Below are 24,302 nucleotides of genomic sequence, written 5' to 3' on the forward strand. Positions count from 1 at the left end.
GTCGTGATTAAGTTTCAAAAGGTGTGCGGTTCAGAATGCTTCTGCCCAGCGTCACCTCGTCCGTATATTCAAGTTCGTCGCCGACGGATATGCCCCGGGCGATAACCGACAGCTTCACGTCCTTCCCCTTCAGCTTTCTCGAGATATAGAAGTTGGTGGTATCGCCTTCCATCGTACTGGACAGGGCAAGGATGATCTCCCTCACACCGCCTTTCTCCACACGCTTCACAAGCGATTCGATCTCGAGGTCGTGCGGCCCGATGCCGTCCAGGGGCGAGATGACTCCCCCCAGCACATGATAAAGTCCGTGAAACTGCTGCGTGTTCTCTATCGCCATCACATCCTGCACGTTCTCTACCACGCAGACCAGCGAAGCGTCCCTCCGCGGATCGGCACAGATAGAACACAGATCGGAGTCGGAAATGTTATGGCACACCTTACAGTATTTCACATCGTGCTTCACGTGCGAGATGGCATCGGCAAAGCCATCCACCTCATCATCCGACTGGCGGAGCAGATGCAGTACAAGGCGCAGGGCCGTCTTCCGCCCTACCCCCGGCAAACAGGAGAAAGCCTCGACAGCCCGTTCCAGAAGTTGGGAAGGATATTGCTGCATGGATATAATCTTGCGGAAAAGAGACCGGAGACAGGAGAAGAAAGGATGAGAAGCGGCCGGGAAGCCCCTGCCTGATACGGCCCCCCTTCTATTCTCTGTCGCCGTCTTCCCGCTTGTCAGTCATCGAAAAGATAGATTCCCAGTCCTACTTTCAGACCCACCGTCGAATAGTCCGACTTCTTGAACGACTGGTCATAGTAGAGTGCCGGTTCGATCGTCACCGAACGGTTGATGAAGAAAGCATAACCGACCTCCGCACCCGGCATCAGGTCGTTGTAGCTGTGGTTGGCATGGAGAAGTTTCACGCCTGCACCGAGGTAAAGCCCGTTCTGCGTGATATAGTAACGGCCGCCGACGCCCACGGTGATATGATCCGCAACTGTCTTGGAACCATCGTGTACGGCATCGAAAGAGGCAAGCACCATGATGTTGTCCCAGGGGAAGTAACCGGCCTTGCCTTCTATACCGACATTGAATCCGTCCTGACCGTTATAGTGCAGGTCAAGACCTGTAAGGGAAGCGCCTAAATAGCCTTTCCCCTCCTGGAACTGTGCAGAAGCACAGAGGCTTACCACCATTGCTGCAACCAGCAGCATACATCTTCTGAACATAATATTATCTGAAATAAATGAATACTAAGGATTGACAGACTGCACCACGGGGGCATGTCAACATTTTCAGACAAAGGTAAAGATAAAATTTGGATTGAGAAAGCAAAAGGACGGGCTTTGTAATTTATTAAGAAATCAGCGGGCGCAGGCATGAAACCCTGTACATCATCTCCATTGGACAGGGCACTCCCCATCGGTTCCGGCAAAGGAAAGCCCCCATGCCCTCCGGCAGGTCACGTCAGCTTTCGGCAGCACGGCATGTCCTTCACGGCAGACCGCCCATGGAACGGCACTCAATGACAAGCCCGCACGCCCTCGGCGACGACCGCCGCAACCGCTCCCGCCCGACATCCTTTCGCAGCCATGAGAAAGAAGAAGGCCTGTCAACAGAAAATGGACGCACAATGCGTACGTCCATGATTTCATGCATTCCGGAAGGCACACGTTCCATGTGCTCTCCTCTTCCGACGTACCGCCATGCGGACGGCAACGGAACGCGCTACTCCTCCTCCTCGTCTTCTTCCAGGACGGAGTCTGCCACCTTCATGCCGTCAATAGGCAAGGCACGGTCGATGACGGCATTGTAAGAGATGGAACTCTCACTGCGCGACAGTCCGAGCGGCATCAGCTTGTCGTGGATAATCGCCATCAGATGATGGTTGTTGTAAGCATACATCTTCAGGAAGAGGTCGTACTCGCCTGTCGTGTAATGGCATTCGACAACTTCCGGTATCCGCCGCAAAGCCTCTACCACATCATCGAATTTCTCCGGGTTCTTAAGATTTAAGCCGATAAATGCACAGGTTTCATAACCGATGCGCTCTGGGTCAATGATAAACTGCGAGCCTTTCAGGACTCCAAGGTTTGTAAGTTTCTGAATACGCTGATGAATTGCTGCGCCGCTGACGTTGCACGCACGTGCCACCTCAAGGAACGGGATACGGGCATCCTCGGCAATAAGGCGCAGAATCTTCTTGTCAAGATGATCTAAACTTCTATGTGCCATTCTATACAATTGTAATATCGTCTACAAAGGTACTAAAATTCTTTTAATCAGCAAAAGGCAATCCGCTTTTTTACAACAAATTACAACCCATTCCGATTATTTTGCTTACTTTTTGGTCTTCCGGCACATGGAAAGTCCGCCTCACTCCGTCTGCCCCTTCCTGTCCATGACCGCCGTGAAGTTGACATTCAGGACATTCGCCTCCCGCAGTGCCTGCTTCAGGTCCATGATGGTTCCCATGTCGACATGGCGGTCGGCCTTGATGCTCACACTGAGCTGCCGCCGCTGTTCAGGGGGGAGAGCCGCAGAGAGGCGGATCAGATAGTTCCTTATTTCGGGTATCGAAGTGAGGTGGTCGTTGAGCTGGACGACTGTCTCCTTTCCGTCTACCTGCCCGAGCCTGTTGACTGGACGGCCGATGTAGATGTACTGCACGCTCGACTTGTTGTACAGCCTTGAGAGCTCCGTCGCCGTCGGCACCTGATACTTCACATGTACCGTCGCCTTCCTCATGTGTACCACCAGCATGAAAAAAAAGAGGATCGAGAAGATCAGGTCGGGCAGTGAGGCCGTGTTCAATGCGGGAATATCGTGGTTTCTGTTCCGATAAAGTCTCATCGCCCACCCCCTTTCCCGGTCTTCCCTGCGGCGGCGGCATATACTTCGGATATGCGGACGGGCACCTCGTCGGCAATCCGGGTCTGCTGTTCCCGGCTGCACTGTTCAAAGGGCTTGCCGAACAGGCTGGACGACCGCTGGTCGCGGACGGCATTGTAGGCCGCCGCCAGCTGATCCTGCACATGGAGATAAGTGTCGTACGATGCCTTGCGGTCGGTCTGCAGCTGGATGAGATGCCCTTTCCCGTTCGTCTTGACGAACGTCGTCGTCTGCTGCCGTATCGCTCTCATCGTGACGCTCCTGCCGTCGAGCGTCACCTTGTCGTCTGCACCGATGACAAGCCGGATGACCTTTCTGCTGTCCACCGCCAAGGCGGTCTTCTTCGTCTTGTCGATGGCCGGAAGCCGGCGGGCCAGTCCTTTGTCGAGATCCATGGAGGAGGCGACAAGGAAGAGTATCAGCAGCATGAACGAGATGTCGGCTGTCGAGGTCGTGTTCAGTCCGGGGACTTTCCGTTTCTCCCTTCTTCGGAACATCATTTCCTGCGCTCCTTTCTGTAATAACGTGTAGCGCCGAATACCACGGCACCTGCAGCCAGGACAAGCAGAAGCAGGGAACTGTTGACGAACATGTCCGACAGACGGAGCCAGAAAGTGTCCGAGAAGCGCTGTCCGTTGACATTCATCGACTGCGCGGATCCGAACACAAAGGTCAGAACCAGGATCAACAGGGTTGCGCCGTACGTGATGCAGGCGATCTTCCGTGCGGGAATGCCGTTCGTCATCCCCTCACGGCGGTTCGCCCTCCGCACTCCACGCACGACGGCGACAATGGAAACGAGCAGCGCAAGTCCAAACAGAAGTCCTGTAAAACCGAGCAGGACATCGGTCAGCAACGGAGCCTTGAAAGACGGGTCGGCCGCATAGGGCACGTCGAACCCGACGAGATAGAACGCCAGAAAGACAACGGCCGAAAGGGCCACCGTCACATAGAGAATCCGCTGTGATATGCGTTCCTCATCCATTTTTGCCCATCCTTTTCTCTTTTTCATCTCACGCTGTCAATTCATAAAAAAACAATCCCTCCGCCAACTTGTCTACTTGTCAACTCGCCGACAACTTATACTTCATGATCGCATCCAGCAGCGAGATGGCCGACTCCTCCATCTGCGCCGTGATGTGCTCGATCTTCGAGAGAATATAGTTGTAGAACACCTGCAGCACAAGAGCCACGATGATACCGAAAATGGTCGTTATCAGTGCCACCTTCATGCCGGCAGCCACGATCGTAGGGCTGATGTCGCCGGCCTCCTGTATCTGGTCGAACGCCATCACCATGCCGATGACCGTCCCGAGGAAACCGAGCGAAGGCGCCATGGCGATGAAGAGCGTGATCCACGAGCAGCCCTTCTCGAGGTTGGCGCTCTGCACGCTGCCGTAGGAGGTGACGCTCCGCTCGATGTTCTCGATGGAATCGTCGATGCGCAACAGCCCCTGATAACAGATGGATGCCACCGGACCGCGCGTGTCACGGCTCAGCCTTTTGGCCTGCTCTATCTCTCCGGCGGCTATCATGTCTTCCAGCCTGCCCACGAACCGTTTGGCATCGATCTCCGACAGGCTCAGATAGATGATGCGCTCTATACAGAACGCCAGACCCAGCACCAGCGCCAGTGCGACAAGCGACATGAAGCCCGCATTGCCCTCGATGAATTTCCTTTTCAACGACTGGTGGAAACCGGCATCCTTTGCCGAAGGCTTCTGCACGGCAGCCGTATCGGCGACACCCGTAGCGTTCAGCGCCGCATCCGACAGCGTATCGGCAGCGGCCTGCGCTGAAACGGCTGCCGGACAAAAGAAAACGAGCATGGTTATGATGGCGGACAATCCGATTAATTTCCTCATATTTCTGAACCTGTTACGGTCTCCTTGATTTATGCAGGCATCAGCGCCTGTTCAGTGATGAAAGAGACGACTGCCCGCTCTCCGGGCAGAGCCAGCCTCCTGATAATCTGCGCAAAGGTATATAAAAATGTAATAACAGCCAAGCCTTTGTGCTTTAAAAGATTTTAAAGCCCGAACGGCTTGTCCTACGAAGCCGCGCGCCCCCCCCGCATCCTCCTACGGTATCGGCACGCCATGCGTGTTCTTTGTCTCGTCGATGACGAAGATGCTGTGCAGGCTTCCGATGCAGTCGATCTTGCCCAGCGTGTTGAGCATGAACTGCTGGTAGCTCTTCATATCCTGCGCATACACCTTGATGAGGAAGTCGTAATCGCCGCTGGTGTTATAGCACTCCGTAATCTCGTCAATGCCCTGCACCACGTCCATGAATTCCTGGATCAGCCCCTGCGAGTGCTGCTTCAGCCGGATGTTGCACAGCACCATGATACCGTTCCCCACCTTGTGGGCATCGACGACCGCCATGTACCGCTCGATGTAGCCTTCCCGCTCCAGCCGCTTCTGTCGTTCGAAGACCGGCGACGGAGAGAGGTGTACCCGTGCCGCCAGTTCCTTCACCGTCAGATGGGAGTCCTGCTGCAGGATTTTCAGAATCCGGCGGTCTGTCTCGTCCAGACTGGTTGTATGCTCCATTTCTTCCACTTTTTGCAGAATAATATTCTGCCAGATTGCATAAAAACATGGCAAAGGTAGCATATTTTCCTGAATAATGCAGGATATTTTGAGGAGAATTATCTTTTGCATAACTTTGCACCCACAATCCGTCAGGAACAAAACAAAAGAACAGAAGATATATGAGCAACATTCCATCCAACGCACCTTACCGTGCCGACATCGTGGGCAGTTTCCTCCGCCCGGCAGAACTGAAGGAGGCAAGAAAACAGTTTACAGAAGGAAAGATAGACCGCCGGCAGCTGAAAGCCGTGGAAGACCGCCTGATTACCGACCTGATTGCCAAACAGAAAGCGCACGGCCTGAAAGTAATCACCGACGGTGAGTTCCGGAGAAGCTACTGGCACCTGGACTTCATGTGGGGATTCAACGGCATCGAGGAGATAGAACTCGAACACGGCTATCAGTTCCACGGCGAGGAGACGACACCAGGCTCTATCCGCCTGACAGGACGCATCAGCGGAGAGAACCACCCCTTCGTCGAGCACTTCAGGTTCGTCAAGCAGTTTGAAGAGGAGGGCACCACCGCACGCCAGACAATCCCCGCTCCGGCGCAGCTGCTCGCCGAGCTTTACCGGGGCGACAACACGAAGAACACGGAGGCGGTGTACCCCGACTTCGACCTGCTCCTGCACGACATCGCCGAGGCTTACCGGCAGGTAATAGCCGACCTCCACGCCGCAGGCTGCCGCAACATACAGTTCGACGACTGTACATGGGGAATGATCGTCGACAAGGATTACTGGAAGGCGCGCGAGGGCGACCACGCCACCCTGGAGAACGAGGCGGAGAAATACCTGAAGATAAACAACCTCGCACTCGAAGGCAAACCGGCCGACATCGCTTTCACCACCCATATCTGCCGGGGCAACTACCATTCCACCTACGCCTGCCGGGGGGCTTACGACCCGGTGGCACCGTTCGTCTTCGCACAGGAGAATGTCGATGCCTTCTATCTGGAATACGACGACGAACGTTCCGGAGGTTTCGAACCGCTGGAATACGTGCCTGCCGACAAGAAAGTCGTACTGGGACTGATTACGACCAAACGGCCGGAGCTGGAGGACGAAGCGCAGGTCAAGGCACGCATTGCAGATGCCGAACTGTATGTCGCCCACGACAACCTCTGCCTCAGTCCGCAGTGCGGCTTCGCTTCCTGCGAGATCGGCAACAAACTGACCGAGGAGGAACAGTGGGCAAAGATCGACCTCGTGCAGAAGATCGCCGCCGACGTGTGGAAATAAAGACACCCGTGGAAACACATTGAGGGCGTGCCCGACAGTCTGCCGGGTACGCCCTCATTCCGTTCATACGCCGTTCCGGTTGTCCGCCATCAGAACCGCACAGAAAAACTTAGTCGGAAATCCCGACACATCTCAAGGCTGGCTTTAAACAGCCGCCGTCACACAACCCTGTCAGCCAACTTGTCAACCCGTCGACTGTCAACTCATCTACTCACTTCCCCGTTCTTATATTGAACTCCGTCACCTTGCTGATGCTCTTCTGTCCTTGCAGGACCGTCAAGGCGAATGCGACCCTCCCGGCCTTCAGTTTCCTGTCGGCTTTGACGAGCGCCGTATAGCGGATGCCCTTGCCGGGGGCGATGCTCTCCACATGAATGGAAGGACTGATGTAGATGTGCGGATTGCCTGTCGTCTCCAGCACCGAGGGCTGAACATCATAGACAGGCTTCTCCCCGCGGTTCATCACCTCAAAGATGATCTTTCCGACCTCATTGCGCGAGAGCACACCGTCCTGGTTGTCATCCACAAAGCGGGCATTCAGGATCTCGATGTTAGGCGTATAGCGGTAACTTCCGGCCAGATCCTCCACACTCGACTCCGCCGGAGCCTTTGTCTTGGGCTGGGCGGCACTGTAATCGCCTGTATAGTCGCTGCCCTGGAAGTCGTAGAGGCGGTCGTCGCCGGAGTTCGTCGCATCAAATCCGCTGCTGTCACGTCTGCCGGACAGGGCGTAGTCGTCCGTCTGACTGTAATCATCCCGCCCCGTACGGCTCCGCTGCATACGGGCCTTGCGCTGCTGCACCTTCTCATAACGGTCGTGTACCTCGTCCTGCACACGCTGGTCGGCCTTTGCACCTGCCGAAGCACCGATAATGGCACCGCCCGCCATGCCGACAATCGTCCCTATATCCGAACCGCGTGCGCCGCCCGCAATACCGCCGATGGCACTGCCCAGCACACTGCCCAGCGATCCGCCGGTCATCGCTCCCGAGCCGGCATACGTCCCGCAGCTGCTCAGCAGGACAGTTGCCGAAACTGGTAGAATAAACAACTTCTTCATAACTTACAAATTACTTTATGTTCACAAAGGTAGCTATTTTCTCCCATATCCGCAAAGCCATTTCCCTACCAGACAAGGGGAAAACCCTAAAACTGCACTTCCCAACCGACCGGGAATACGATTCCCAACCGATGGGTACACCTGTTCCCAACGGCTGGGAACAGGAGTACCAGGCACTGATAAAAACGGACTTTTGTAGCAGTGCATCAGCCTAAGAACAAGAATTGCAAATTTAATAATAGAATATAATTCATTTTATTGCGAATATCCTATAAACTTTATCAAGACATTCTTTATATGGGAAAAAAAACGTATCTTTGCCAAGAGAAACGATTACTATATGGCAAGTAAAAATTTAAATAGGCTAAAAGTAGTTCTTGCAGAAAAGCGACGGACGAACAAATGGTTGGCTGAACAGTTAGGTAAAGACCAAACAACTGTATCTAAATGGTGTACCAATTCAAGTCAGCCAGATTTAGGCAATCTGATGCAGATTGCAAAAATATTAGATGTAGAACTGACAGACTTGGTAAGGTTCGAAGAATTTAAGAAAGATGGAACAGAATAAGAACAGATTACTCTTTGAGCAGATAAATAAAATTAGTGAGGTTATTTCAACCCTCTCGGAAAACTTCTCGCAGGAGGATGTTGCTGATGAAATCAATTTTTTATCAGTAGCGAGAGATAATTTGAAAGACTGGGGTGAGAAATAACAATGACGGAGAATAAAAACATACAGAACACGCAAGCTAATTTAGACTTGCAAGGTGATTCGTGGGTGGATAGAGAGTTTTCTTATCCAAATAGGACTATTCGCCTTGCAACATCTTTTAGTGGTATAGGAGCAATAGAACACGCATTCAAAAGATTGAATCTGAATGTCGAGATTGTATTTGCAGGGGATATAGATGCGAACTGCAAAAAAGCATACTTTGCAAATTACAAAATATCGGAAGAACAATGGCACACGGATATACAAAATTTAGATGCAAGGCCGTACAAAGGCAAGGTTGACCTGTTTGTTGGTGGGGCACCTTGTCAAGCGTTTTCTATCGTTGGAGATCAACGAGGATTTGATGATACAAGAGGTACGCTGTTTAGAGAATTTGCAAGGGTTGTAAAAGAGTGTCAGCCAAAGGTTTTTATATTTGAAAATGTGCAGGGATTGTTTAAGCATGATCAGGGTCGCACATGGGAGGTAATATACAATACGTTCAAGGACTATTGTGGATATGATGTGCATTACCAACTTCTTAACGCAAGAGATTATGGTATACCGCAGACAAGGGAACGTTTATATTGTGTCGGTTTTAAGAAAAAGACAAAATTCAAATATCCTGCCCCAATTCCTCTCAGATATAAAATGTATGATTTTTTAGAGGATTACACAAACAGTGAATATTTCGAGAAGGATAAAGGTGTTAAGGTGTTGACTTCAAATGAAGAACATCGCCAAGCTATAATTGGAGGATCTGCATCGGAGAGATTCAATGATTTCATTTTCCCTGTGAGAGAAATTGATGATAAATATTATCTTTCAAAAAAAGTTGCAAAGTATGTATTGTGTCCTGGTACAAAAACATTTAAAACACCAATAAAGACAGATTTGGATATAGCTCGTCCACTGTTACAATCGATGCATAAAATGCATCGTGCTGGTGTAGACAACTATGTTACATACAAAAAAGATAAAGGTGTTAATGGTTTGAGAAAACTCACTCCAAGAGAATGCTTACGTCTTATGGGATTTAAGGATGATTTCAAAATAGCAGTAAGCAATACATCTGCATATATGGAAGCAGGAAACAGCATCGTTGTTGATGTCCTTATAGCATTGCTGAAACAGATGGATATAACGAAATATGGAATAGAAAATGAATAATATATATTCTAACATACAAAACACGAGAGCCAATATTGATTCTAAAACGGATTGGCGTCTTCATGAGTTCTCTCATCCCGAGAGAACCATAAGGCTTGCCACATCTTTTAGTGGTATTGGCGCTATAGAACATTCCATGCATCGTTTAGGTCTTAAATGCCAAATACAGTTTGCTGGAGACATTGATGCGAACTGCAAAAAAACATATTTCGCAAATTATCCAATATCTGAAGCTCAATGGCATACAGATGTGCATGACTTCGATGCAAAGCCATACAAAGGCAAAGTTGATTTGTTTGTGGGTGGAGCACCATGCCAAGCTTTTTCTTTACGTGGAAAGCACGGAGGATTTGAAGATACACGAGGTACATTGTTTCGTGAATTTGCCCGTATAGTTATAGAGTGTAAACCTAAAGTCTTTATCTTTGAAAATGTAAAAGGAATGCTTAGTCATGACAAAGGTAAAACATGGAAAGTTATAAAAGAAACTTTTGAGGATGATTGCAATTATGATGTGTACTATCAGGTTTTAAATGGCAAAGATTATGGTGTACCACAAAGTCGTGACCGCATATATTGTATTGGATTTAAGAAAGAGACAGATTTCAAATATCCAGCACCAATACCTTTGGTGAAAACAGTGTATGATTATCTTCAGAAAAAATTTGAAAAAAGATATTTGCTTAGGCAAAAAGGAGTAAACTTTATAACAAGAAGTATAAATTACCAAAAAAGTTACACCCAAATCAACGGAGATATTCTCTTGTGCCAAAAAAGGAATCAGCAGTTTAACTGGCATGGCGACTTTGTCTTTCATCCTAAAATGAAAGACGACACCAAAACACCTCAAACTGATGAGTATCTTTTCGCCTTGAAAGATTATGAGGAAAGTTATTTCAAAGATAATCATTCCGAAAGATATGCAATAAGACCATGTGGTGAAAAGAGCGAAATGATGGAAGAAGTTGATGCCACTATGATAGACGTTCAATATGGTAGGTTTCGCAAACTAACACCACGTGAATGTCTTCGTTTGATGGGATTTGATGATACTTTCAAAATTGTTTGCTCTGATATAGAAACTTACAAACAAGCAGGCAATAGCATTATAGTTGATGTTCTAATGGCATTATTGAAACAAATTGATATAACAAAATACGGACATAATGGCTGATATAATATGTAGATGGCGAAATGCCACACCAAAAACAGTTTGTGAGTTTGTACAACAGCTACCTCATGAACAAATGAGCGCCGAAGAATTCAGACTTCATATGGGGAACGATTTCTTCCGTACCGCTTATCAATTGGCGTGTCAGTTAGGATTATATCTTGAAGACCAAGATAAATATACTCCACGGTTTACACATTCTATCACGGAAGATGAAGCCGAGGAATATTTGGAACATTGGATACAATGTTATTATGCTCCAAATCCATTTACAAAAAGTTTAAATGGATTGTCAGAGCCAGTTTACGTTGTAGAGGAACTTATAAAATATTTAGAACAACACAATTCTTCGGCAAATTTAAAAGATGCTTTGACTAATATTTTTCATGACCCTATGGGTAACATGGACATAATGACAAATGCTCTTAATAATTATTCTAAAGTTATTGTTGTCAAGGATGGATTTGCTAAATTGGAAACAAATTATAAGGATTATATGAGACAGATGCCTAACAGAAATGACAAAGAGGCTTTCTTTAAGAATTTTGATGTAGAAAATAGGAAGCAAAAGATAGTTACTAATAGTCTAACAAACAAGTACCGCCCCTACATTACCGCAATCAAGTCCAAGCCATTCCTTTTGCTTGCAGGAATCTCCGGCACTGGCAAAAGCCGAATAGTACGAGAGTTGGCAAGGGCTTGTTGGGACGAAGGTACAGACGAATACAAGGCGCAAAAGCCCAAGAATTTCCAAATGGTACAGGTGAAGCCCAATTGGCATGACTCAAGCGATTTGATTGGTTATGTGAGCCGTGTCAGCGGCAAGGCAGAGTTTGTGGCAGGAGAGTTCTTGAAATTCATCGCCAAAGCATGGGAAAACACTGAAACTCCATACTTCTTGTGCCTGGACGAGATGAATCTTGCCCCTGTAGAGCAGTATTTTGCCGAATATCTGAGCGTGATAGAATCACGCAAGAGCCATGAGGATGGCACAGTGACAACAGACCCTATAGTTGAAAAGGCCGACGAAGAATGGTATTTTAATCTGACTGCTTCGCTGACATCAGACGAGGATATTCGCAAGCAATTCAACGAGCAAGGCATTTGCATTCCTCAAAACCTCATAGTCGTAGGCACAGTGAATATGGACGAAACTACGTTCTCTTTCTCCCGCAAGGTGCTTGACCGCGCCATGAGCATTGAAATGAACGAGGTAGATTTGCACGGAGGTCTGACCGAGCGCAATGAGCCAATAGGCAAACTCGACAAGGCAGAACTTATAGGCTATGCCGTTGATGGTGTGGATGTATATGCAGCCAACAAGGAGGTCTGTGAGACTGTGCTGACTTATCTTGATGCGGTTAATTCTGTCTTGGAAGGTACACCCTTCAAGATTGCCTATCGTACACGCAATGAGTTCTTGCTTTATGTGGTGAACAACTTACCGTACAAGAAGGGAGAAAATGATGAGGAACTTCCACAAGGGTATGTCGTGGCCCGTGCTTTGGACGAGATTACCAGCATGAAAGTACTGTCACGCATTGAGGGTGACGATACAAAGGTCAGCGACAAGCTCCTTGACAGCCTAACCGAGACCATTGAAGAAGGATTGAAAGAAGTGTCGGGAGAAGAGAATACCGTAAAGTCCATATCATTGGCAAAGCTGAAGGAAATGAAAGACAAACTTGTTTCGGGTTATACAAGTTTTTGGAGCTGACAAGGTATAGATGGAACTATTGACAGTTGATCATAAGGATTTCACGATGATTGTCGAATGTACGAAATTCGACGGCATTTGGAACAAGGCCAAGAGTAACGTGGGCGAGGACAAACTCTACTCCACTTACTCTTGGTCGGAAGGTGTAGTGTCGGTGAAACGGACAATGGATGCCGACCATGAGACAGACATCGAACAAGGCGTTTCAGCCCCTGCCACATTCTTCGACAACATGGACTATCCCATTTGGATAGAATTCAAAGACTATGTGAATGACGCCCAGTTTGGTTCCATCCTGCAAAACGACAATGACCGATTTAGCTTTCGTCGTCACATCCTGGCTGGGGTTGTCAACTACAGAAACGAGATTGGGCGGAGCGAGATACAGATTATATATAAGGTAGGCAAAGAGACAAGGACATTCCGTTTCGGCTTTGAAGTCCTGAGCACAAAGCTCGATTATCATGAACATTGGCGTGTCATCGTGGAGGATATTGAGCGGGAATACCGCATGTTGTCATTGGACTATATGCGGCGCACGTTTCATGGTTTTTCTCCCGACCAAAACGGAGAGCATCCCGACATCGTCTGGTGGAGCGTGTTTGAGGGGGAGCAACAGAAATTCATAAAAGCTTGCAAAAGCATCATAGACCGCCCTCGCCACAGACTTCATGGTGAGGAAGTATATCTGAGAGCTGACAAGCTGAAACAAACTTCCCATAACATTGAGAACAGGCTGGCAGAACACCGCCGAGAACCAGCATATCTCTATCGTGTGGAGCAACAGATACAGTCGAACGACACGCAAGAGAACCGCTTTCTGAAGTTTGCCCTTCATCAGATAAGCAAGCGGTATGAGAAACTGCGTCAACGCATTGAGGCCGTAAGGACTGCATCCGACACGATGAAAGCAGCCATGCTTGCGACCTCGGAAACATTGAAGCGACTGCAACATCATCCGTTCTTCCGGACCATAGGACGGTTTAAGGGAATGAGCCAGGAGAGCATGGTGCTGCAAAAGGCGACGGGCTATAGCCTGGTGTACCGCACATGGAACTTGCTAAGAAGAGCCTACTCCCTGAATGACGGTCTGTATCGCTTGCAGACAAAGGATATAGCCACGCTGTATGAGATATGGTGTTTCATAGAAGTAAGCCATATCGTCAAAGAGCAGCTGCACCTGGAAGATGAAGATGTGGAGCACCGCAACCGCATGGAGATGAACGGTATTTTCTCATGGGAACTTGGGAAAGGTGAACACTCACGCATATTGTTCCGCAAGGATGGCATAGAGTTGGCTGAGCTGGTCTATAATCCTAAGAATGCCGATAAAGAAAACGACAATGTGGGCATGAAAAATCTGGTAGTGCCGACCGTGCCACAGAAACCAGACATTGTGTTGCAGCTTACCAAGAACGACTTGCAGCAAGGCATGAAAATGACCTATCTCTTTGATGCGAAGTATCGCATTGATGGCAGGGACAATGGTGTGGATACACCACCAGAGGATGCCATCAATCAAATGCACCGCTATCGTGATGCCATATACTACAAGGATTATGATGCCAATGCCTTGAAGAAAGAGGTCATAGGCGGTTATATTCTCTTCCCTGGTGACGGCGATCCGGATGGCGTGGCTGTATCGAAGTTCTACAAGACCATCAAGGAAGTGAACATTGGTGCTTTTCCTCTTCGCCCTAAGGATGTGGAGAACAGAAAACTCTTGGAAAATTTCATTGAAGAACTCATCCAAACCAAGTCCTATGAGACCATTGCCCATGTCATACCGCAAAAGGGTACGTATGTGGAAGTTGGCAACCGTGTGCTTATAGGATTGGTGAAAGAGGACAATATACAATATCAAGCGTTCGCTGACGGAACGGCGACCTTGTATTATACAGGAAAGCAGTTCCCGACAACCATCGCCTTGCAAGACCTACATTTCTTCATGCCTTACATCAAAGGGCAAGGAGTGCGTGATGTGTATGAGATTACCAAGGTGCGGACTATTACAAGTAAAGAAGCAAAGCAAACAGACGAGGACGATGCCGATAGCAAAGCTCTCCGCTTGGCTTTTGAGCTTAAGTATGTCCGCAAACAATATGCGAACCTTCAGCCAATAGATACAACAAGAATGATTGGTTACACGTTTGTTGATACGACTTTTGAAAAGTTGGAGGAATGTATGGCAACAAACAAGTAAGTTCGCAGTAATTTTCTTATTTTGAAATAAAAAGGAAATACCTTCTAAAGAGGAACTGTTACGGCTATTAGACGGTCAACCCATCAACGCAGCAGCTATCCGCAGCATCTCACCTATACCCTCATACGTGAAGAGCTGGCACGGCTATACAGAACATCTGTACAAGAAGCCACCGACATCATCGGCAACCAACTCGACTGTGCCCCGCACGAGGACATCTCCGCCTATATCTTCATGGTACCCAACTGGGCGCATAAATGGTTCCGCCACAATGGGTATGTGTCAAGGATGCTGAAGTAGGAAAAATTCAACAACTTAAGAAACAGGTATAATTGGTATCCTATATAGTGAAAAGGAAGTAACATTTTGATACTTCTTTTTAATTGTAACGTATTAAATAGTCCTTCAGACGTTCAGCTTGACTACGTGTAATATTACTGAAACTGACATGTTGCTTCAATGTATCCATATCATATTCATCAATGATTTTACCCAAAGATACATTTAAGAAGATGGAAGGCAAAGAACTGACTCCATCCATATCCGCTACAACTTTATCCCCTGAGGTAATTGCACACACGATTATCTTATAGAATTTTGCACCGGCATCTGGCAAATTAGCATGAGAAATCAAAATATCTCTTACATTTACAATACACATAATTTAAACCTATTAAAAAACAAACATATCAAGAATTTCTTCCTCTTCCATCCGAGCAAGATTGACTTCAAAGTATAACAATGTTCCTGGAAAAAAGAAATCAACATCATAACACCTACGATCCCCATTATTGTCTACAAGCAAGCCGTTTCCACTAAAAATCCGGCAGACATCTGCACAGGACAATATATTATCAAGTCCCTTCCCCTTGTTTCTTCCAGTTGATTTGACCGTAAAGTTATTTTCAACAGCCTTTAATAAAGCTGTTCTATCATCATCAATAGATGGTAAATATTTACGAACAGAATTAGCAATGCCTACTCCGAAATCAGATATAGCTGCATACAACACCTGCTTCTTTTCATCATACATGATCAAAGAAAAGGCATTATTATTAGCCGAAGCGTGATCAAACACATTATAGAAAGCTTCTGTCAAGCTAAGACTGATAGAACTTAAATCCTTATTCTGAAAATAGTTGTTCTTAAAATACTGCTCAACTTCTTTTGCATACAAATCTTTCTCTTGGTCAACTATCCTCCACAAATTGAAAATATGAGGAGAACAAGATGTTGCAACATGATTCTTTTGTCCCGACCAATATTCAGAGAAATGCAATTCATTATAAATATAATTGTCTACAGCATCATTATTGGCTGTAAGGTATGATTTCCATTCATTATCTGTCAAAAACTGAATAAGACATGCAAGCGTAACCAAATGCATTGGTGTCAGACCATCGACAGATATTTCCTTGGCAAACGATATATAAACACAACGATTATTTCCTTGACAACAATACTTATGATGAGAGTCTGCAATCAAACCTAACCACAAACTCTTATCAACCGTTGTAAAAAGGATATTATAATCTTGATGCATAACACTCGTTTTTGCAAAGATAACAATAAAATCTAAATATACACACAAAAATATCAAAATAAGGAATATTCTATTGTGGCCGAAAAAGGGAAAAAGAAAACAAAAGAAAAAGATAAAAATAAGCTTTCACATTTTAGTATTTAAATGCACAATCCAATAGGAAATGTAAGTAATGCAAACAAAAACTCCCGGCACTTAAAGTACCGGGAGTTCTTTATTATAGAGAAAAATCTATTCGGATTATTCAGCCTTTGCCTCTTCAGCTGCATTCTCCTTAGTTTCAGAAGCCTCTGCAACAGGTGCTTCTGCAACAGAAGCGTCAGCTTTCTTTGCAGAACGACGGCTACGACGGGTCTTCTTGGCTTCAGCTTTCGGAGTCTTGGCCATGTTCTCGTCATAGTCGACCAGCTCGATGAATGCTATCTGAGCAGCGTCACCCTGACGGGTACCGAGCTTGATGACACGTGTATAACCGCCCGGACGGTCAGCTACCTTGACAGAAATCTCCTTGAAGAGTTCGGTAACAGCCTCCTTGTTCTGAAGATAACGGAATACAACACGACGTGAATTGGTTGTATCGTTCTTGGAACGTGTAATCAGCGGCTCTACATACTTCTTCAGAGCCTTTGCCTTGGCGAGGGTCGTAGTGATTCTTTTGTGCTGGATCAGCGCAACTGCAAGGTTTGCAAGCAGTGCTGCGCGGTGGTCAGCAGTACGACCCAAATGGTTGAATTTCTTATTATGTCTCATTTTGTTTTTTACCTGTTGTGGACAAAGCCGTCAACTCGTTAACTTGTCAACTACTCTTTATCCAGTTTATACTTTGTAATGTCGGTTCCAAACGACAGATTCAGACTCTCGAGCAAATCATCAAGCTCAGAAAGCGATTTCTTGCCGAAGTTGCGGAACTTCAGGAGATCCGTCTTGTTGTACTGTACAAGGTCGCCCAGCGTCTCCACGTCAGCAGCCTTGAGGCAGTTAAGCGCGCGGACACTCAGGTTGAGACTGGCATCAGTCAACTTGGTCTTCAGCAGCTGGCGCATATGCAGCACCTCCTCGTCAAACTCCTGGTTGCCCTCCTGATCCGGATTCTCAAGCGTGATCTTCTCATCGGAGAACAACATGAAGTGATAAATGAGGATTTTCGCTGCCTCTTTCAGTGCATCCTTCGGGTGGATGGAACCATCGGTCGTAACTTCAACAACCAGTTTGTCATAGTCGGTCTTCTGTTCGACACGATAGGGCTCAACGGCATATTTGACGTTACGGATCGGGGTGTAGATGGAATCGATTGGAAGTACGTTTACATCAGTGCAGAACTCGCGATTCTCCTCAGCAGGGACGTAGCCACGTCCCTTGTTGATGGTCAAATCAATCTGCATAGAAGCCTTGGAGTCTAAATGACAAATCACCAAATCAGGGTTTAACACTTCAAATCCAGTCAGATACTTACCGATATCACCTGCTTTGAATTCGGTAGAATTCTCTACGGTGATACTAACTTTCTCATTCTCGAATTCTTCTACTACTTGCTTGAATCGAACTTGCTTGAGATTCAAGATGATGTTGGTGACATCTTCCTTTACACCGGGAACTGAAGAGAATTCGTGCTCTACACCAGCAATGCGGATGGTATTGATAGCAAAACCCTCCAGCGATGAAAGGAGGATGCGGCGGAGGGCGTTACCGATGGTAACACCGAAGCCAGGCTCAAGAGGACGGAATTCGAACTTGCCGAAATGGTCATTGGCCTCCAGCATCACTACTTTATCAGGTTTTTGAAATGCTAATATCGCCATTAATTCAATGATTTTATTGTTTAGAGTACAACTCAACGATTAACTGCTCCTTAATGTTCTCCGGGATGTCAGCACGGTCCGGACGGTGAAGGAACTTACCGCACTTGCCATTCTCATCCCATTCGAGCCAAGGATACTTGCTGTGGTTGAAACCAGCCAAAGCAGCCTCGATGACCTCCAGCGACTTGGCTTTCTCGCGAACGCCGACAACGTCACCGGCCTTTACCTGATAAGAAGCAATATTCACTACATTACCGTTGACGACGATGTGCTTGTGGCTGACGAGCTGACGGGCTGCTGCACGGGTAGGAGCGATGCCCAGACGGAACACGACATTGTCCAGACGGCTCTCGAGGCTCTGGAGAAGAACCTCACCGGTAATACCATCAGCCTTGGCAGCCTTGTCGAATAGATTACGGAACTGACGCTCCAAAACGCCATAAGTGTACTTCGCCTTCTGCTTCTCTGCGAGCTGAGCACCATACTCAGACACCTTGCGGCGACGGTTGTTGCCGTGCTGCCCTGGAGGGAAGTTTCTCTTAGCTAATACCTTATCTGCGCCGAAAATGGGCTCACCGAAACGGCGGGCGATTCGTGATTTTGGACCTATGTATCTTGCCATAATTAATATGAATTCTTTTAAAGTTATAAGATGTGATTATACACGACGACGCTTTGGAGGACGGCAGCCGTTGTGTGGCAACGGAGTTACGTCAACGATTTCAGTCACCTGAATACCTGCTGCGTTCACCGCACGGATAGCGCTCTCACGACCGTTACCCGGACCCTTCACGTATGCCTTAACCTTGCGAAGACCGAGATCGAAAGCTACTTTCGAGCAATCCTCTGCCGCCATCTGTGCAGCGTAAGGAGTGTTCTTCTTTGATCCGCGGAATCCCATCTTACCAGCCGAAGACCAGGAGATGACCTGACCCTCATTGTTAGCCAAAGATACAATGATGTTATTGAATGAGCTGTGTACGTGGAGCTGACCCAGTGCATCAACCCTTACATTTCTTTTCTTAGATGTTGCTGATTTCTTTGCCATAATTAATTTCCTCCTTAGAATTACTTAGTAGCCTTCTTCTTATTAGCAACAGTCTTCTTCTTTCCCTTGCGGGTACGAGCATTGTTCTTGGTACTCTGACCGCGAACAGGAAGACCATTACGATGTCTTACACCACGATAGCAGCCTATATCCATGAGGCGCTTGATGTTCATCTGGATCTCTGAACGGAGATCACCTTCAACCTTGAACTCAGCACCGATAATTTCACGGATCTTGGCTGCCTGGTCATCAGACCACTCGCTGACCTTCAGGTCACGGTTGATACCAGCCTTATCCAATATCTTTGCTGAACTACTTCGACCGATACCGTAGATATAGGTCAATGCGATTTCGCCACGCTTATTCTGGGGCAAATCTACTCCAACAATTCTTATTGCCATTGTTTGATAATTGATTAAATAAATGTCTTTTTTCGCTAAAAAGCATACAAAGGTAAGCATTAATTGCGAAAAGGCTTATCCTTTACGCTTTTTTAACTTAGCCCTGACGCATTTTGAACTTAGGGTTTTTCTTGTTGATCACGAACAGACGACCTTTGCGGCGAACGATCTTGCAGTCGGCTGAACGCTTCTTTAATGATGCTCTTGTCTTCATATCTCTATGTTGTTTATTTGTATCTGAAAACGATTCGACCCTTAGTCAGGTCGTATGGACTCATCTCGACCTTCACCTTGTCACCGGGAAGGATCTTGATGTAGTGCATTCTCATCTTACCGGAAATATGAGCGGTGATGTCAACGCCATTCTCCAATTCTACACGGAACATCGCATTTGAAAGTGCTTCAAGGATTGTCCCGTCCTGCTCTATCGCAGTCTGCTTTGCCATATTCTATGTCTAAAAATTTTGTCCTTCTAAATGTTCTATTTCATCGAAAGAAGATAAAATGTCGGCCTTCCCCGCCCTGATGGCAATCGTATGCTCGAAGTGAGCCGCCGGACGGTGATCACGTGTGACGATGCTCCAGCGGTCAGGCAGGATACCAATCTCCCGGCTGCCCATCGTGACCATCGGTTCAATGGCGATGCACATACCCGCCTTGAGCAATGTGCCGCTCCCCCGCCTGCCATAGTTGGGGACGAGCGGATCCTCGTGCATCTCACGACCGATTCCATGACCTGTCAGCTCCCGGACAATGCCATATCCCCGTTCCTGACAGTAATCCTGGACCGTCTGTCCGATGTCTCCCACGTGGTGTCCGGCCTGTGCAGCCTCTATGCCTCTGTAGAGGGATTCCTTCGTGACGCGAAGCAGACGCTTGACGTCATCACTGACCTCCCCGACACAGAAAGTATAACAACTGTCACCGTTGAACCCCTGAAGTAAAGCCCCACAGTCAACAGAGACAATGTCACCGTCCTTCAAGACCACCTCATCACTGGGAACGCCGTGTACCACGACATCGTTGACGGAGGAACAGATACTGCCGGGGAAAGGAGACCCGTAGGGATTAGGAAAGCCCTTGAAAGTAGGAACAGCCCCATTGTCACGGATGAACGCTTCAGCTATTCTGTCTAACTGGAGCGTCGTTACACCAGGCCTGATATGACGGCCAACCTCTGCCAGGGTCTTTCCGACCAGCAGGTTGGCGTCACGCATGAGCTCAATTTCATCTTCCGTCTTCAGAAATATGTTCATTCCTCAAGATAAAGATCTAATAGGCAGCAACACCGCCGTTACCACGTGTATGACCGGAATTGAGAAGTCCGTCATAGTGGCGCATCATCAGATGTGACTCGATCTGCTGGAGGGTGTCGATCACCACTCCGACAAGAATCAGTAATGACGTACCGCCGAAGAACTGGCCGAAAGCGTCCTGCACATTCAAGAGGCCTGCCAATGCCGGCATAACGGCAATGAAAGCAATGAACAAAGACCCCGGACCCGTAATGCGGGTCATCACCGTGTCGATGTAGTCAGCCGTGTCCTTTCCGGGCTTGACACCGGGAATGAAACCGTTGTTCCGTTTCATGTCTTCAGCCATCTGGGTCGGGTTCAATGTAATCGCCGTGTAGAAATACGTAAAGGCCACGATAAGAAGCACGTAAACACAGTTGTACGCCAGACTCTTCGTGTTCATAAGAGACTGGAGGACAGAACTGGTGTTGTCAGTCGAATACTGGACAACGGCCAACGGAATAAACATCAATGCCTGTGCAAAGATGATCGGCATCACATTCGCCGCAAACAGTTTCAAAGGAATATACTGACGTGCCCCACCGTACTGCTTGTTGCCGACAACACGCTTAGCATACTGCACAGGCACCTTGCGGGTACCCTGTACGAGAAGGATTGATGCACATACAACAGCATAAAGGATGACGATCTCGACGATGAACATGACGAGACCGCCGCTGGTAATCGCCGTAAAGCGGCTGCTCACCTCCTGTATGAAGGCTTGAGGCAGGCGTGCGATAATACCGATCATAATGATCAGCGAAACACCATTGCCGACACCTTTATCCGTTATGCGCTCACCGAGCCAGAGAATGAACATCGACCCTGCCGCCAGAATGATCGTCGCAGGAATCATGAAGGTCGTCCAGCTGACACCTGTCGCCAGTGCGCCGGAAGCCTGCATCTTCAGGTTCATCAGGTAGGACGGTGCCTGAAACAGTAGGATCACTACTGTCAGGACACGCGTATACCAGTTGATCTTCTTGTGTCCACTCTCACCCTCGCGCTGCATCTTCTGGAAATAAGGTACGGCGACGGCAAGGAGCTGCATGACGATAGAAGCTGAGATGTATGGCATAATTCCTAATGCGAAGATTGACGCATGGGAAAATGCACCACCGGAGAACATGTCCAGAAGCGACATAAGGCCGCCTGCTGTCTGTGACTGCAATTTTTCCAGAAGAGCCGGGTTGATGCCAGGAAGCACAACGAACGAGCCAAAACGGTAAATAGCCGTGAACAGAATGGTGATGAGGAGCCGCTGACGCAGATCCTCAACCTTCCAACAGTTCTTCAGTGTCTCAATAAACTTTTTCATTAACTTAGATTATAGTTGTGTTACCACCTACTGCCTTGATCGCTTCTTCAGCAGACTTGGAGAAAGCGTTGGCCGAAACCTCCAGCTTCGCCTTCAGTTCACCATTACCGAGGATCTTGACGAGTTCCTTTCCGCTGGTCAGCCCTGCGGCCTTCAACTCCTCAATTCCGATCTTGGTAAGATTCTTCTTCTCGGCAAGTGCCTGAAGCGTCGAGAGGTTTACAGCGAAATACTCCTTGTGGTTGATGTTCTTGAAGCCACCCTTCGGAACACGGCGCTGCAGAGGCATCTGACCACCTTCGAAGCCGACCTTCTTCTTGTAACCAGAACGGGCCTTCGCACCCTTGTGACCACGGGTAGACGTACCGCCGAGTCCCGAACCGGGGCCGCGTCCGATACGGCGACGTGAATGGGTAGAGCCTGCAGCTGGTTTCAAATTATTTAATTTCATAATTACTGTTTTCTTTTAAAAGATTCATTAATCAATTACTGATACCAGATGGTGCACCTTGCGGATCATGCCGCGGAGGCTTGGAGTGTCCTCTACTTCAACAATCTGGGAGATCTTGTGAAGCCCCAATGCTAGCAGCGTACTCTTCTGGTCTTTAGGAGCGCCAATACGGCTTCTAACCTGCTTAATCTTAATCGTTGCCATAAAAAATACCTCCCTATGATTAACCGTTAAACACTTTGTCCATACTGATACCACGCTCACCAGCAATCGTATACGCATCGCGCATAGAAGAGAGGGCGGCGATCGTAGCCTTCACGAGGTTGTGGGGGTTGGAAGACCCCTTGGACTTTGCAATCACATCTGTAATGCCTGCGCTCTCGAGAACGGCACGCATAGCACCACCGGCCTTCAGCCCCGTACCGGCAGCGGCCGGCTTGAGGAGAACATGGGCACCGCTGAAACGCGCCTCCGCCTCATGAGGAACAGTTCCTTTCAGTACAGGAACCTTCACAAGATTCTTCTTTGCAGAGTCAGTACCTTTCTGGATGGCGGCGGTAACCTCGCCAGCCTTACCAAGACCCCAGCCGATAACGCCTTTACCGTCACCTACAACGACGATAGCTGCGAATGTGAAAGTACGACCACCCTTGGTAACCTTCGTTACACGGTTGATAGCAACCAGACGGTCTTTCAGTTCAACGTCACTATTTACTTTTGCTCTATTCATTGCCATAATCGTTTAGAAATTAAGCCCCCCCTCACGTGCAGCGTCAGCCAAAGCCTGTACGCGGCCATGATAGAGATAACCGTTACGGTCGAAAACAACCTTCTCAACACCGGCAGCCTTGGCATGCTCAGCTACAAGCGCACCGACCTTCTTTGCCTGTTCAATCTTGGCCATCTTCTCGAGACCGAGTGAAGAAGCAGAAGCAAGGGTCGTACCCGTCAGGTCATTGATCACCTGTGCATAAATCTGCTTGTTACTGCGGAAGACGCTCAGACGAGGACGCTCTGCAGTACCGTTCACACTCTTACGAATGCGGAATTTTATCTTAATTCTTCTTTGTTCTTTCTTTGTTGTCATAATCGTAATGATGTATTAAAGTTACTTAGCTGCAGCTGTCTTACCAGACTTCCTGCGAATAACCTCACCCTGGAACAGGATACCCTTACCCTTATAAGGCTCAGGCTTACGGAAAGAACGAATCTTTGCACAGATAAGACCAAGCAGCTGCTTGTCGGCTGACTCAAGCGTGATGAGAGGATTCTGGTTACGCTCGCTCTTCGTCTCAACCTTCACCTCTGAAGGAAGCTGGAGGAAGATCGGGTGCGTGTAACCAAGAGAGAACTCTACCAGATTGCCCTGATTCGAGACACGGTAGCCGACACCGACAAGTTCCATTGTTTTCTTGTAGCCCTCGCTGACACCTACAACCATGTTGTTGACAAGTGAGCGGTAGAGACCGTGGAACGCCTGCTTCTGCTTGTAATTTACCGGACTGTTTTCGTCGACCTCGAACGAAACCTGCCCATCCGCGATGACCGTCTTGATGGAAGGATCAACCTTCTGGGAAAGTTCGCCCTTGGGACCTTTCACAGTAACGACACCCTCCTTGAGAGCTACTGTAACACCTGCTGGGATACTAATTGGTAATTTTCCTATTCTTGACATATTCAATCCTC

At 47.9% G+C, this 24,302-nt stretch carries 34 protein-coding genes; 8 read left to right on the plus strand and 26 right to left on the minus strand.

Annotation, left to right across the window (positions count from 1 at the left end; genetic code table 11):
* Positions 1-7 precede the first annotated feature (7 nt).
* The 9 genes from recR to HMPREF9141_RS11050 form a co-directional block, all read right to left on the minus strand.
* Positions 8-616 carry a recombination mediator RecR gene (gene recR / locus HMPREF9141_RS11015; protein WP_007368840.1) on the minus strand — a complete coding sequence of 203 codons (609 nt, stop codon included), beginning with the start codon at positions 614-616 and terminating at the stop codon, positions 8-10.
* A 116-nt stretch (positions 617-732) separates the two neighbouring features.
* Positions 733-1,227, minus strand: a complete 495-nt coding sequence (locus HMPREF9141_RS11020; RefSeq protein ID WP_169309947.1) for an outer membrane beta-barrel protein — start codon at positions 1,225-1,227, stop codon at positions 733-735.
* Positions 1,228-1,492: 265 nt separating this feature from the next.
* Positions 1,493-1,645 (minus strand): hypothetical protein, encoded by a 153-nt coding sequence (locus HMPREF9141_RS13465; RefSeq protein ID WP_156792454.1) that lies wholly within the window; start codon positions 1,643-1,645, stop codon positions 1,493-1,495.
* 81 nt (positions 1,646-1,726) lie between these two features.
* On the minus strand, positions 1,727-2,233 hold the full coding sequence (locus HMPREF9141_RS11025) for an Lrp/AsnC family transcriptional regulator (RefSeq protein WP_007368843.1): 507 nt from the start codon (positions 2,231-2,233) through the stop codon (positions 1,727-1,729).
* 141 nt (positions 2,234-2,374) lie between these two features.
* Positions 2,375-2,851, minus strand: a complete 477-nt coding sequence (locus HMPREF9141_RS11030; RefSeq protein ID WP_007368844.1) for an ExbD/TolR family protein — start codon at positions 2,849-2,851, stop codon at positions 2,375-2,377.
* Positions 2,848-3,390, minus strand: a complete 543-nt coding sequence (locus HMPREF9141_RS11035; RefSeq protein ID WP_007368845.1) for an ExbD/TolR family protein — start codon at positions 3,388-3,390, stop codon at positions 2,848-2,850. Before HMPREF9141_RS11035 ends, HMPREF9141_RS11030 begins: the two co-directional genes overlap by 4 nt.
* Positions 3,387-3,902, minus strand: a complete 516-nt coding sequence (locus HMPREF9141_RS11040) for a hypothetical protein (protein WP_007368846.1) — start codon at positions 3,900-3,902, stop codon at positions 3,387-3,389. The genes HMPREF9141_RS11035 and HMPREF9141_RS11040 overlap by 4 nt, the downstream gene beginning before the upstream one ends.
* Positions 3,903-3,954: 52 nt before the next feature.
* Complete coding sequence (locus tag HMPREF9141_RS11045) at positions 3,955-4,755, minus strand: MotA/TolQ/ExbB proton channel family protein (protein WP_007368847.1); 801 nt, start codon at positions 4,753-4,755, stop codon at positions 3,955-3,957.
* A gap of 216 nt (positions 4,756-4,971) precedes the next feature.
* A complete protein-coding gene (locus HMPREF9141_RS11050; RefSeq protein ID WP_040554860.1) occupies positions 4,972-5,445 on the minus strand; it encodes an Lrp/AsnC family transcriptional regulator in 474 nt (157 codons plus the stop codon).
* A 161-nt stretch (positions 5,446-5,606) separates the two neighbouring features.
* On the opposite strand from HMPREF9141_RS11050, the gene HMPREF9141_RS11055 reads away from it, so the two are divergent.
* On the plus strand, positions 5,607-6,728 hold the full coding sequence (locus HMPREF9141_RS11055; RefSeq protein ID WP_007368849.1) for a 5-methyltetrahydropteroyltriglutamate--homocysteine S-methyltransferase: 1,122 nt from the start codon (positions 5,607-5,609) through the stop codon (positions 6,726-6,728).
* Positions 6,729-6,939: 211 nt separating this feature from the next.
* Here HMPREF9141_RS11055 and HMPREF9141_RS11060 read toward each other — a convergent pair whose 3' ends face one another.
* On the minus strand, positions 6,940-7,788 hold the full coding sequence (locus HMPREF9141_RS11060; RefSeq protein WP_007368850.1) for a YMGG-like glycine zipper-containing protein: 849 nt from the start codon (positions 7,786-7,788) through the stop codon (positions 6,940-6,942).
* Positions 7,789-7,805: 17 nt separating this feature from the next.
* On the opposite strand from HMPREF9141_RS11060, the gene HMPREF9141_RS11065 reads away from it, so the two are divergent.
* The 7 genes from HMPREF9141_RS11065 to HMPREF9141_RS11090 all read left to right on the plus strand — a co-directional run bounded on the left by HMPREF9141_RS11065 (position 7,806) and on the right by HMPREF9141_RS11090 (position 14,761).
* Positions 7,806-8,003 carry a hypothetical protein gene (locus HMPREF9141_RS11065; RefSeq protein WP_007368851.1) on the plus strand — a complete coding sequence of 66 codons (198 nt, stop codon included), beginning with the start codon at positions 7,806-7,808 and terminating at the stop codon, positions 8,001-8,003.
* Between the two features lie 125 nt (positions 8,004-8,128).
* On the plus strand, positions 8,129-8,356 hold the full coding sequence (locus HMPREF9141_RS11070; RefSeq protein WP_007368852.1) for a helix-turn-helix transcriptional regulator: 228 nt from the start codon (positions 8,129-8,131) through the stop codon (positions 8,354-8,356).
* Positions 8,343-8,501 carry a hypothetical protein gene (locus tag HMPREF9141_RS13610; protein WP_007368853.1) on the plus strand — a complete coding sequence of 53 codons (159 nt, stop codon included), beginning with the start codon at positions 8,343-8,345 and terminating at the stop codon, positions 8,499-8,501. The genes HMPREF9141_RS11070 and HMPREF9141_RS13610 overlap by 14 nt, the downstream gene beginning before the upstream one ends.
* 2 nt (positions 8,502-8,503) lie before the next feature.
* Positions 8,504-9,670, plus strand: coding sequence for a DNA cytosine methyltransferase (locus tag HMPREF9141_RS11075; RefSeq protein ID WP_007368854.1), 1,167 nt, complete (start codon positions 8,504-8,506; stop codon positions 9,668-9,670).
* The gene (locus HMPREF9141_RS11080) at positions 9,663-10,844 is read left to right on the plus strand and encodes a DNA cytosine methyltransferase (RefSeq protein ID WP_007368855.1); all 1,182 of its coding nucleotides are present in this window, start codon (positions 9,663-9,665) and stop codon (positions 10,842-10,844) included. The genes HMPREF9141_RS11075 and HMPREF9141_RS11080 overlap by 8 nt, the downstream gene beginning before the upstream one ends.
* Complete coding sequence (locus tag HMPREF9141_RS11085) at positions 10,837-12,558, plus strand: McrB family protein (protein WP_156792455.1); 1,722 nt, start codon at positions 10,837-10,839, stop codon at positions 12,556-12,558. The genes HMPREF9141_RS11080 and HMPREF9141_RS11085 overlap by 8 nt, the downstream gene beginning before the upstream one ends.
* Before the next feature lie 10 nt (positions 12,559-12,568).
* Complete coding sequence (locus HMPREF9141_RS11090) at positions 12,569-14,761, plus strand: DUF2357 domain-containing protein (RefSeq protein ID WP_007368857.1); 2,193 nt, start codon at positions 12,569-12,571, stop codon at positions 14,759-14,761.
* A 379-nt stretch (positions 14,762-15,140) separates the two neighbouring features.
* On the opposite strand, the gene HMPREF9141_RS11095 is transcribed toward HMPREF9141_RS11090, so the two are convergent.
* From HMPREF9141_RS11095 to rplF, 16 genes are all read right to left on the minus strand, one after another.
* A complete protein-coding gene (locus HMPREF9141_RS11095; RefSeq protein WP_007368858.1) occupies positions 15,141-15,422 on the minus strand; it encodes an STAS-like domain-containing protein in 282 nt (93 codons plus the stop codon).
* A 12-nt stretch (positions 15,423-15,434) separates the two neighbouring features.
* Entirely contained in the window at positions 15,435-16,304 is an 870-nt protein-coding gene (locus HMPREF9141_RS11100; RefSeq protein ID WP_040554862.1) for a hypothetical protein, read from the minus strand.
* 240 nt (positions 16,305-16,544) lie between these two features.
* A complete protein-coding gene (rplQ, locus tag HMPREF9141_RS11105; RefSeq protein WP_007368860.1) occupies positions 16,545-17,054 on the minus strand; it encodes a 50S ribosomal protein L17 in 510 nt (169 codons plus the stop codon).
* 50 nt (positions 17,055-17,104) lie between these two features.
* Positions 17,105-18,103, minus strand: coding sequence for a DNA-directed RNA polymerase subunit alpha (locus HMPREF9141_RS11110; protein ID WP_004383889.1), 999 nt, complete (start codon positions 18,101-18,103; stop codon positions 17,105-17,107).
* 13 nt (positions 18,104-18,116) lie between these two features.
* The gene (gene rpsD, locus HMPREF9141_RS11115; protein ID WP_007368861.1) at positions 18,117-18,725 is read right to left on the minus strand and encodes a 30S ribosomal protein S4; all 609 of its coding nucleotides are present in this window, start codon (positions 18,723-18,725) and stop codon (positions 18,117-18,119) included.
* Positions 18,726-18,761: 36 nt separating this feature from the next.
* Positions 18,762-19,151: a 30S ribosomal protein S11 gene (rpsK, locus tag HMPREF9141_RS11120; RefSeq protein ID WP_007368862.1), complete on the minus strand. Its 390-nt coding sequence runs from the start codon at positions 19,149-19,151 to the stop codon at positions 18,762-18,764.
* A 20-nt stretch (positions 19,152-19,171) separates the two neighbouring features.
* On the minus strand, positions 19,172-19,552 hold the full coding sequence (gene rpsM / locus HMPREF9141_RS11125; protein WP_025067926.1) for a 30S ribosomal protein S13: 381 nt from the start codon (positions 19,550-19,552) through the stop codon (positions 19,172-19,174).
* Positions 19,553-19,649: 97 nt separating this feature from the next.
* Complete coding sequence (gene rpmJ / locus HMPREF9141_RS11130) at positions 19,650-19,766, minus strand: 50S ribosomal protein L36 (RefSeq protein WP_007368863.1); 117 nt, start codon at positions 19,764-19,766, stop codon at positions 19,650-19,652.
* Positions 19,767-19,779: 13 nt separating this feature from the next.
* Positions 19,780-19,998, minus strand: a complete 219-nt coding sequence (gene infA, locus HMPREF9141_RS11135; protein WP_004352768.1) for a translation initiation factor IF-1 — start codon at positions 19,996-19,998, stop codon at positions 19,780-19,782.
* A 9-nt stretch (positions 19,999-20,007) separates the two neighbouring features.
* On the minus strand, positions 20,008-20,808 hold the full coding sequence (gene map / locus HMPREF9141_RS11140; RefSeq protein WP_007368864.1) for a type I methionyl aminopeptidase: 801 nt from the start codon (positions 20,806-20,808) through the stop codon (positions 20,008-20,010).
* A gap of 16 nt (positions 20,809-20,824) precedes the next feature.
* Positions 20,825-22,165, minus strand: coding sequence for a preprotein translocase subunit SecY (gene secY, locus HMPREF9141_RS11145; RefSeq protein ID WP_007368865.1), 1,341 nt, complete (start codon positions 22,163-22,165; stop codon positions 20,825-20,827).
* Between the two features lie 4 nt (positions 22,166-22,169).
* Positions 22,170-22,616: a 50S ribosomal protein L15 gene (gene rplO, locus HMPREF9141_RS11150; protein WP_007368866.1), complete on the minus strand. Its 447-nt coding sequence runs from the start codon at positions 22,614-22,616 to the stop codon at positions 22,170-22,172.
* 27 nt (positions 22,617-22,643) lie between these two features.
* A complete protein-coding gene (rpmD, locus tag HMPREF9141_RS11155) occupies positions 22,644-22,820 on the minus strand; it encodes a 50S ribosomal protein L30 (RefSeq protein ID WP_007368867.1) in 177 nt (58 codons plus the stop codon).
* A 19-nt stretch (positions 22,821-22,839) separates the two neighbouring features.
* Complete coding sequence (gene rpsE / locus HMPREF9141_RS11160; protein WP_007368868.1) at positions 22,840-23,352, minus strand: 30S ribosomal protein S5; 513 nt, start codon at positions 23,350-23,352, stop codon at positions 22,840-22,842.
* A gap of 6 nt (positions 23,353-23,358) precedes the next feature.
* Entirely contained in the window at positions 23,359-23,703 is a 345-nt protein-coding gene (rplR, locus tag HMPREF9141_RS11165; RefSeq protein WP_007368869.1) for a 50S ribosomal protein L18, read from the minus strand.
* Positions 23,704-23,724: 21 nt separating this feature from the next.
* Positions 23,725-24,291 carry a 50S ribosomal protein L6 gene (gene rplF, locus HMPREF9141_RS11170; protein WP_007368870.1) on the minus strand — a complete coding sequence of 189 codons (567 nt, stop codon included), beginning with the start codon at positions 24,289-24,291 and terminating at the stop codon, positions 23,725-23,727.
* Between the last annotated feature and the right edge of the window lie 11 nt (positions 24,292-24,302).

Origin of the sequence: Prevotella multiformis DSM 16608 (genome assembly GCF_000191065.1) — a bacterium.
GTDB lineage: Bacteria > Bacteroidota > Bacteroidia > Bacteroidales > Bacteroidaceae > Prevotella > Prevotella multiformis.

What these genes read in the sequence shown, in the direction of transcription:
- recR (WP_007368840.1), bottom strand. Translation starts at nt 616, where the DNA reads ATGCAGCAATATCCTTCCCAACTTCTGGAACGGGCTGTCGAGGCTTTC.
- HMPREF9141_RS11020 (WP_169309947.1), bottom strand. Translation starts at nt 1,227, where the DNA reads ATGTTCAGAAGATGTATGCTGCTGGTTGCAGCAATGGTGGTAAGCCTC.
- HMPREF9141_RS13465 (WP_156792454.1), bottom strand. Translation starts at nt 1,645, where the DNA reads ATGGACGTACGCATTGTGCGTCCATTTTCTGTTGACAGGCCTTCTTCT.
- HMPREF9141_RS11025 (WP_007368843.1), bottom strand. Translation starts at nt 2,233, where the DNA reads ATGGCACATAGAAGTTTAGATCATCTTGACAAGAAGATTCTGCGCCTT.
- HMPREF9141_RS11030 (WP_007368844.1), bottom strand. Translation starts at nt 2,851, where the DNA reads ATGAGACTTTATCGGAACAGAAACCACGATATTCCCGCATTGAACACG.
- HMPREF9141_RS11035 (WP_007368845.1), bottom strand. Translation starts at nt 3,390, where the DNA reads ATGATGTTCCGAAGAAGGGAGAAACGGAAAGTCCCCGGACTGAACACG.
- HMPREF9141_RS11040 (WP_007368846.1), bottom strand. Translation starts at nt 3,902, where the DNA reads ATGAAAAAGAGAAAAGGATGGGCAAAAATGGATGAGGAACGCATATCA.
- HMPREF9141_RS11045 (WP_007368847.1), bottom strand. Translation starts at nt 4,755, where the DNA reads ATGAGGAAATTAATCGGATTGTCCGCCATCATAACCATGCTCGTTTTC.
- HMPREF9141_RS11050 (WP_040554860.1), bottom strand. Translation starts at nt 5,445, where the DNA reads ATGGAGCATACAACCAGTCTGGACGAGACAGACCGCCGGATTCTGAAA.
- HMPREF9141_RS11055 (WP_007368849.1), top strand. Translation starts at nt 5,607, where the DNA reads ATGAGCAACATTCCATCCAACGCACCTTACCGTGCCGACATCGTGGGC.
- HMPREF9141_RS11060 (WP_007368850.1), bottom strand. Translation starts at nt 7,788, where the DNA reads ATGAAGAAGTTGTTTATTCTACCAGTTTCGGCAACTGTCCTGCTGAGC.
- HMPREF9141_RS11065 (WP_007368851.1), top strand. Translation starts at nt 7,806, where the DNA reads ATGTTCACAAAGGTAGCTATTTTCTCCCATATCCGCAAAGCCATTTCC.
- HMPREF9141_RS11070 (WP_007368852.1), top strand. Translation starts at nt 8,129, where the DNA reads ATGGCAAGTAAAAATTTAAATAGGCTAAAAGTAGTTCTTGCAGAAAAG.
- HMPREF9141_RS13610 (WP_007368853.1), top strand. Translation starts at nt 8,343, where the DNA reads ATGGAACAGAATAAGAACAGATTACTCTTTGAGCAGATAAATAAAATT.
- HMPREF9141_RS11075 (WP_007368854.1), top strand. Translation starts at nt 8,504, where the DNA reads ATGACGGAGAATAAAAACATACAGAACACGCAAGCTAATTTAGACTTG.
- HMPREF9141_RS11080 (WP_007368855.1), top strand. Translation starts at nt 9,663, where the DNA reads ATGAATAATATATATTCTAACATACAAAACACGAGAGCCAATATTGAT.
- HMPREF9141_RS11085 (WP_156792455.1), top strand. Translation starts at nt 10,837, where the DNA reads ATGGCTGATATAATATGTAGATGGCGAAATGCCACACCAAAAACAGTT.
- HMPREF9141_RS11090 (WP_007368857.1), top strand. Translation starts at nt 12,569, where the DNA reads ATGGAACTATTGACAGTTGATCATAAGGATTTCACGATGATTGTCGAA.
- HMPREF9141_RS11095 (WP_007368858.1), bottom strand. Translation starts at nt 15,422, where the DNA reads ATGTGTATTGTAAATGTAAGAGATATTTTGATTTCTCATGCTAATTTG.
- HMPREF9141_RS11100 (WP_040554862.1), bottom strand. Translation starts at nt 16,304, where the DNA reads ATGCATCAAGATTATAATATCCTTTTTACAACGGTTGATAAGAGTTTG.
- rplQ (WP_007368860.1), bottom strand. Translation starts at nt 17,054, where the DNA reads ATGAGACATAATAAGAAATTCAACCATTTGGGTCGTACTGCTGACCAC.
- HMPREF9141_RS11110 (WP_004383889.1), bottom strand. Translation starts at nt 18,103, where the DNA reads ATGGCGATATTAGCATTTCAAAAACCTGATAAAGTAGTGATGCTGGAG.
- rpsD (WP_007368861.1), bottom strand. Translation starts at nt 18,725, where the DNA reads ATGGCAAGATACATAGGTCCAAAATCACGAATCGCCCGCCGTTTCGGT.
- rpsK (WP_007368862.1), bottom strand. Translation starts at nt 19,151, where the DNA reads ATGGCAAAGAAATCAGCAACATCTAAGAAAAGAAATGTAAGGGTTGAT.
- rpsM (WP_025067926.1), bottom strand. Translation starts at nt 19,552, where the DNA reads ATGGCAATAAGAATTGTTGGAGTAGATTTGCCCCAGAATAAGCGTGGC.
- rpmJ (WP_007368863.1), bottom strand. Translation starts at nt 19,766, where the DNA reads ATGAAGACAAGAGCATCATTAAAGAAGCGTTCAGCCGACTGCAAGATC.
- infA (WP_004352768.1), bottom strand. Translation starts at nt 19,998, where the DNA reads ATGGCAAAGCAGACTGCGATAGAGCAGGACGGGACAATCCTTGAAGCA.
- map (WP_007368864.1), bottom strand. Translation starts at nt 20,808, where the DNA reads ATGAACATATTTCTGAAGACGGAAGATGAAATTGAGCTCATGCGTGAC.
- secY (WP_007368865.1), bottom strand. Translation starts at nt 22,165, where the DNA reads ATGAAAAAGTTTATTGAGACACTGAAGAACTGTTGGAAGGTTGAGGAT.
- rplO (WP_007368866.1), bottom strand. Translation starts at nt 22,616, where the DNA reads ATGAAATTAAATAATTTGAAACCAGCTGCAGGCTCTACCCATTCACGT.
- rpmD (WP_007368867.1), bottom strand. Translation starts at nt 22,820, where the DNA reads ATGGCAACGATTAAGATTAAGCAGGTTAGAAGCCGTATTGGCGCTCCT.
- rpsE (WP_007368868.1), bottom strand. Translation starts at nt 23,352, where the DNA reads ATGGCAATGAATAGAGCAAAAGTAAATAGTGACGTTGAACTGAAAGAC.
- rplR (WP_007368869.1), bottom strand. Translation starts at nt 23,703, where the DNA reads ATGACAACAAAGAAAGAACAAAGAAGAATTAAGATAAAATTCCGCATT.
- rplF (WP_007368870.1), bottom strand. Translation starts at nt 24,291, where the DNA reads ATGTCAAGAATAGGAAAATTACCAATTAGTATCCCAGCAGGTGTTACA.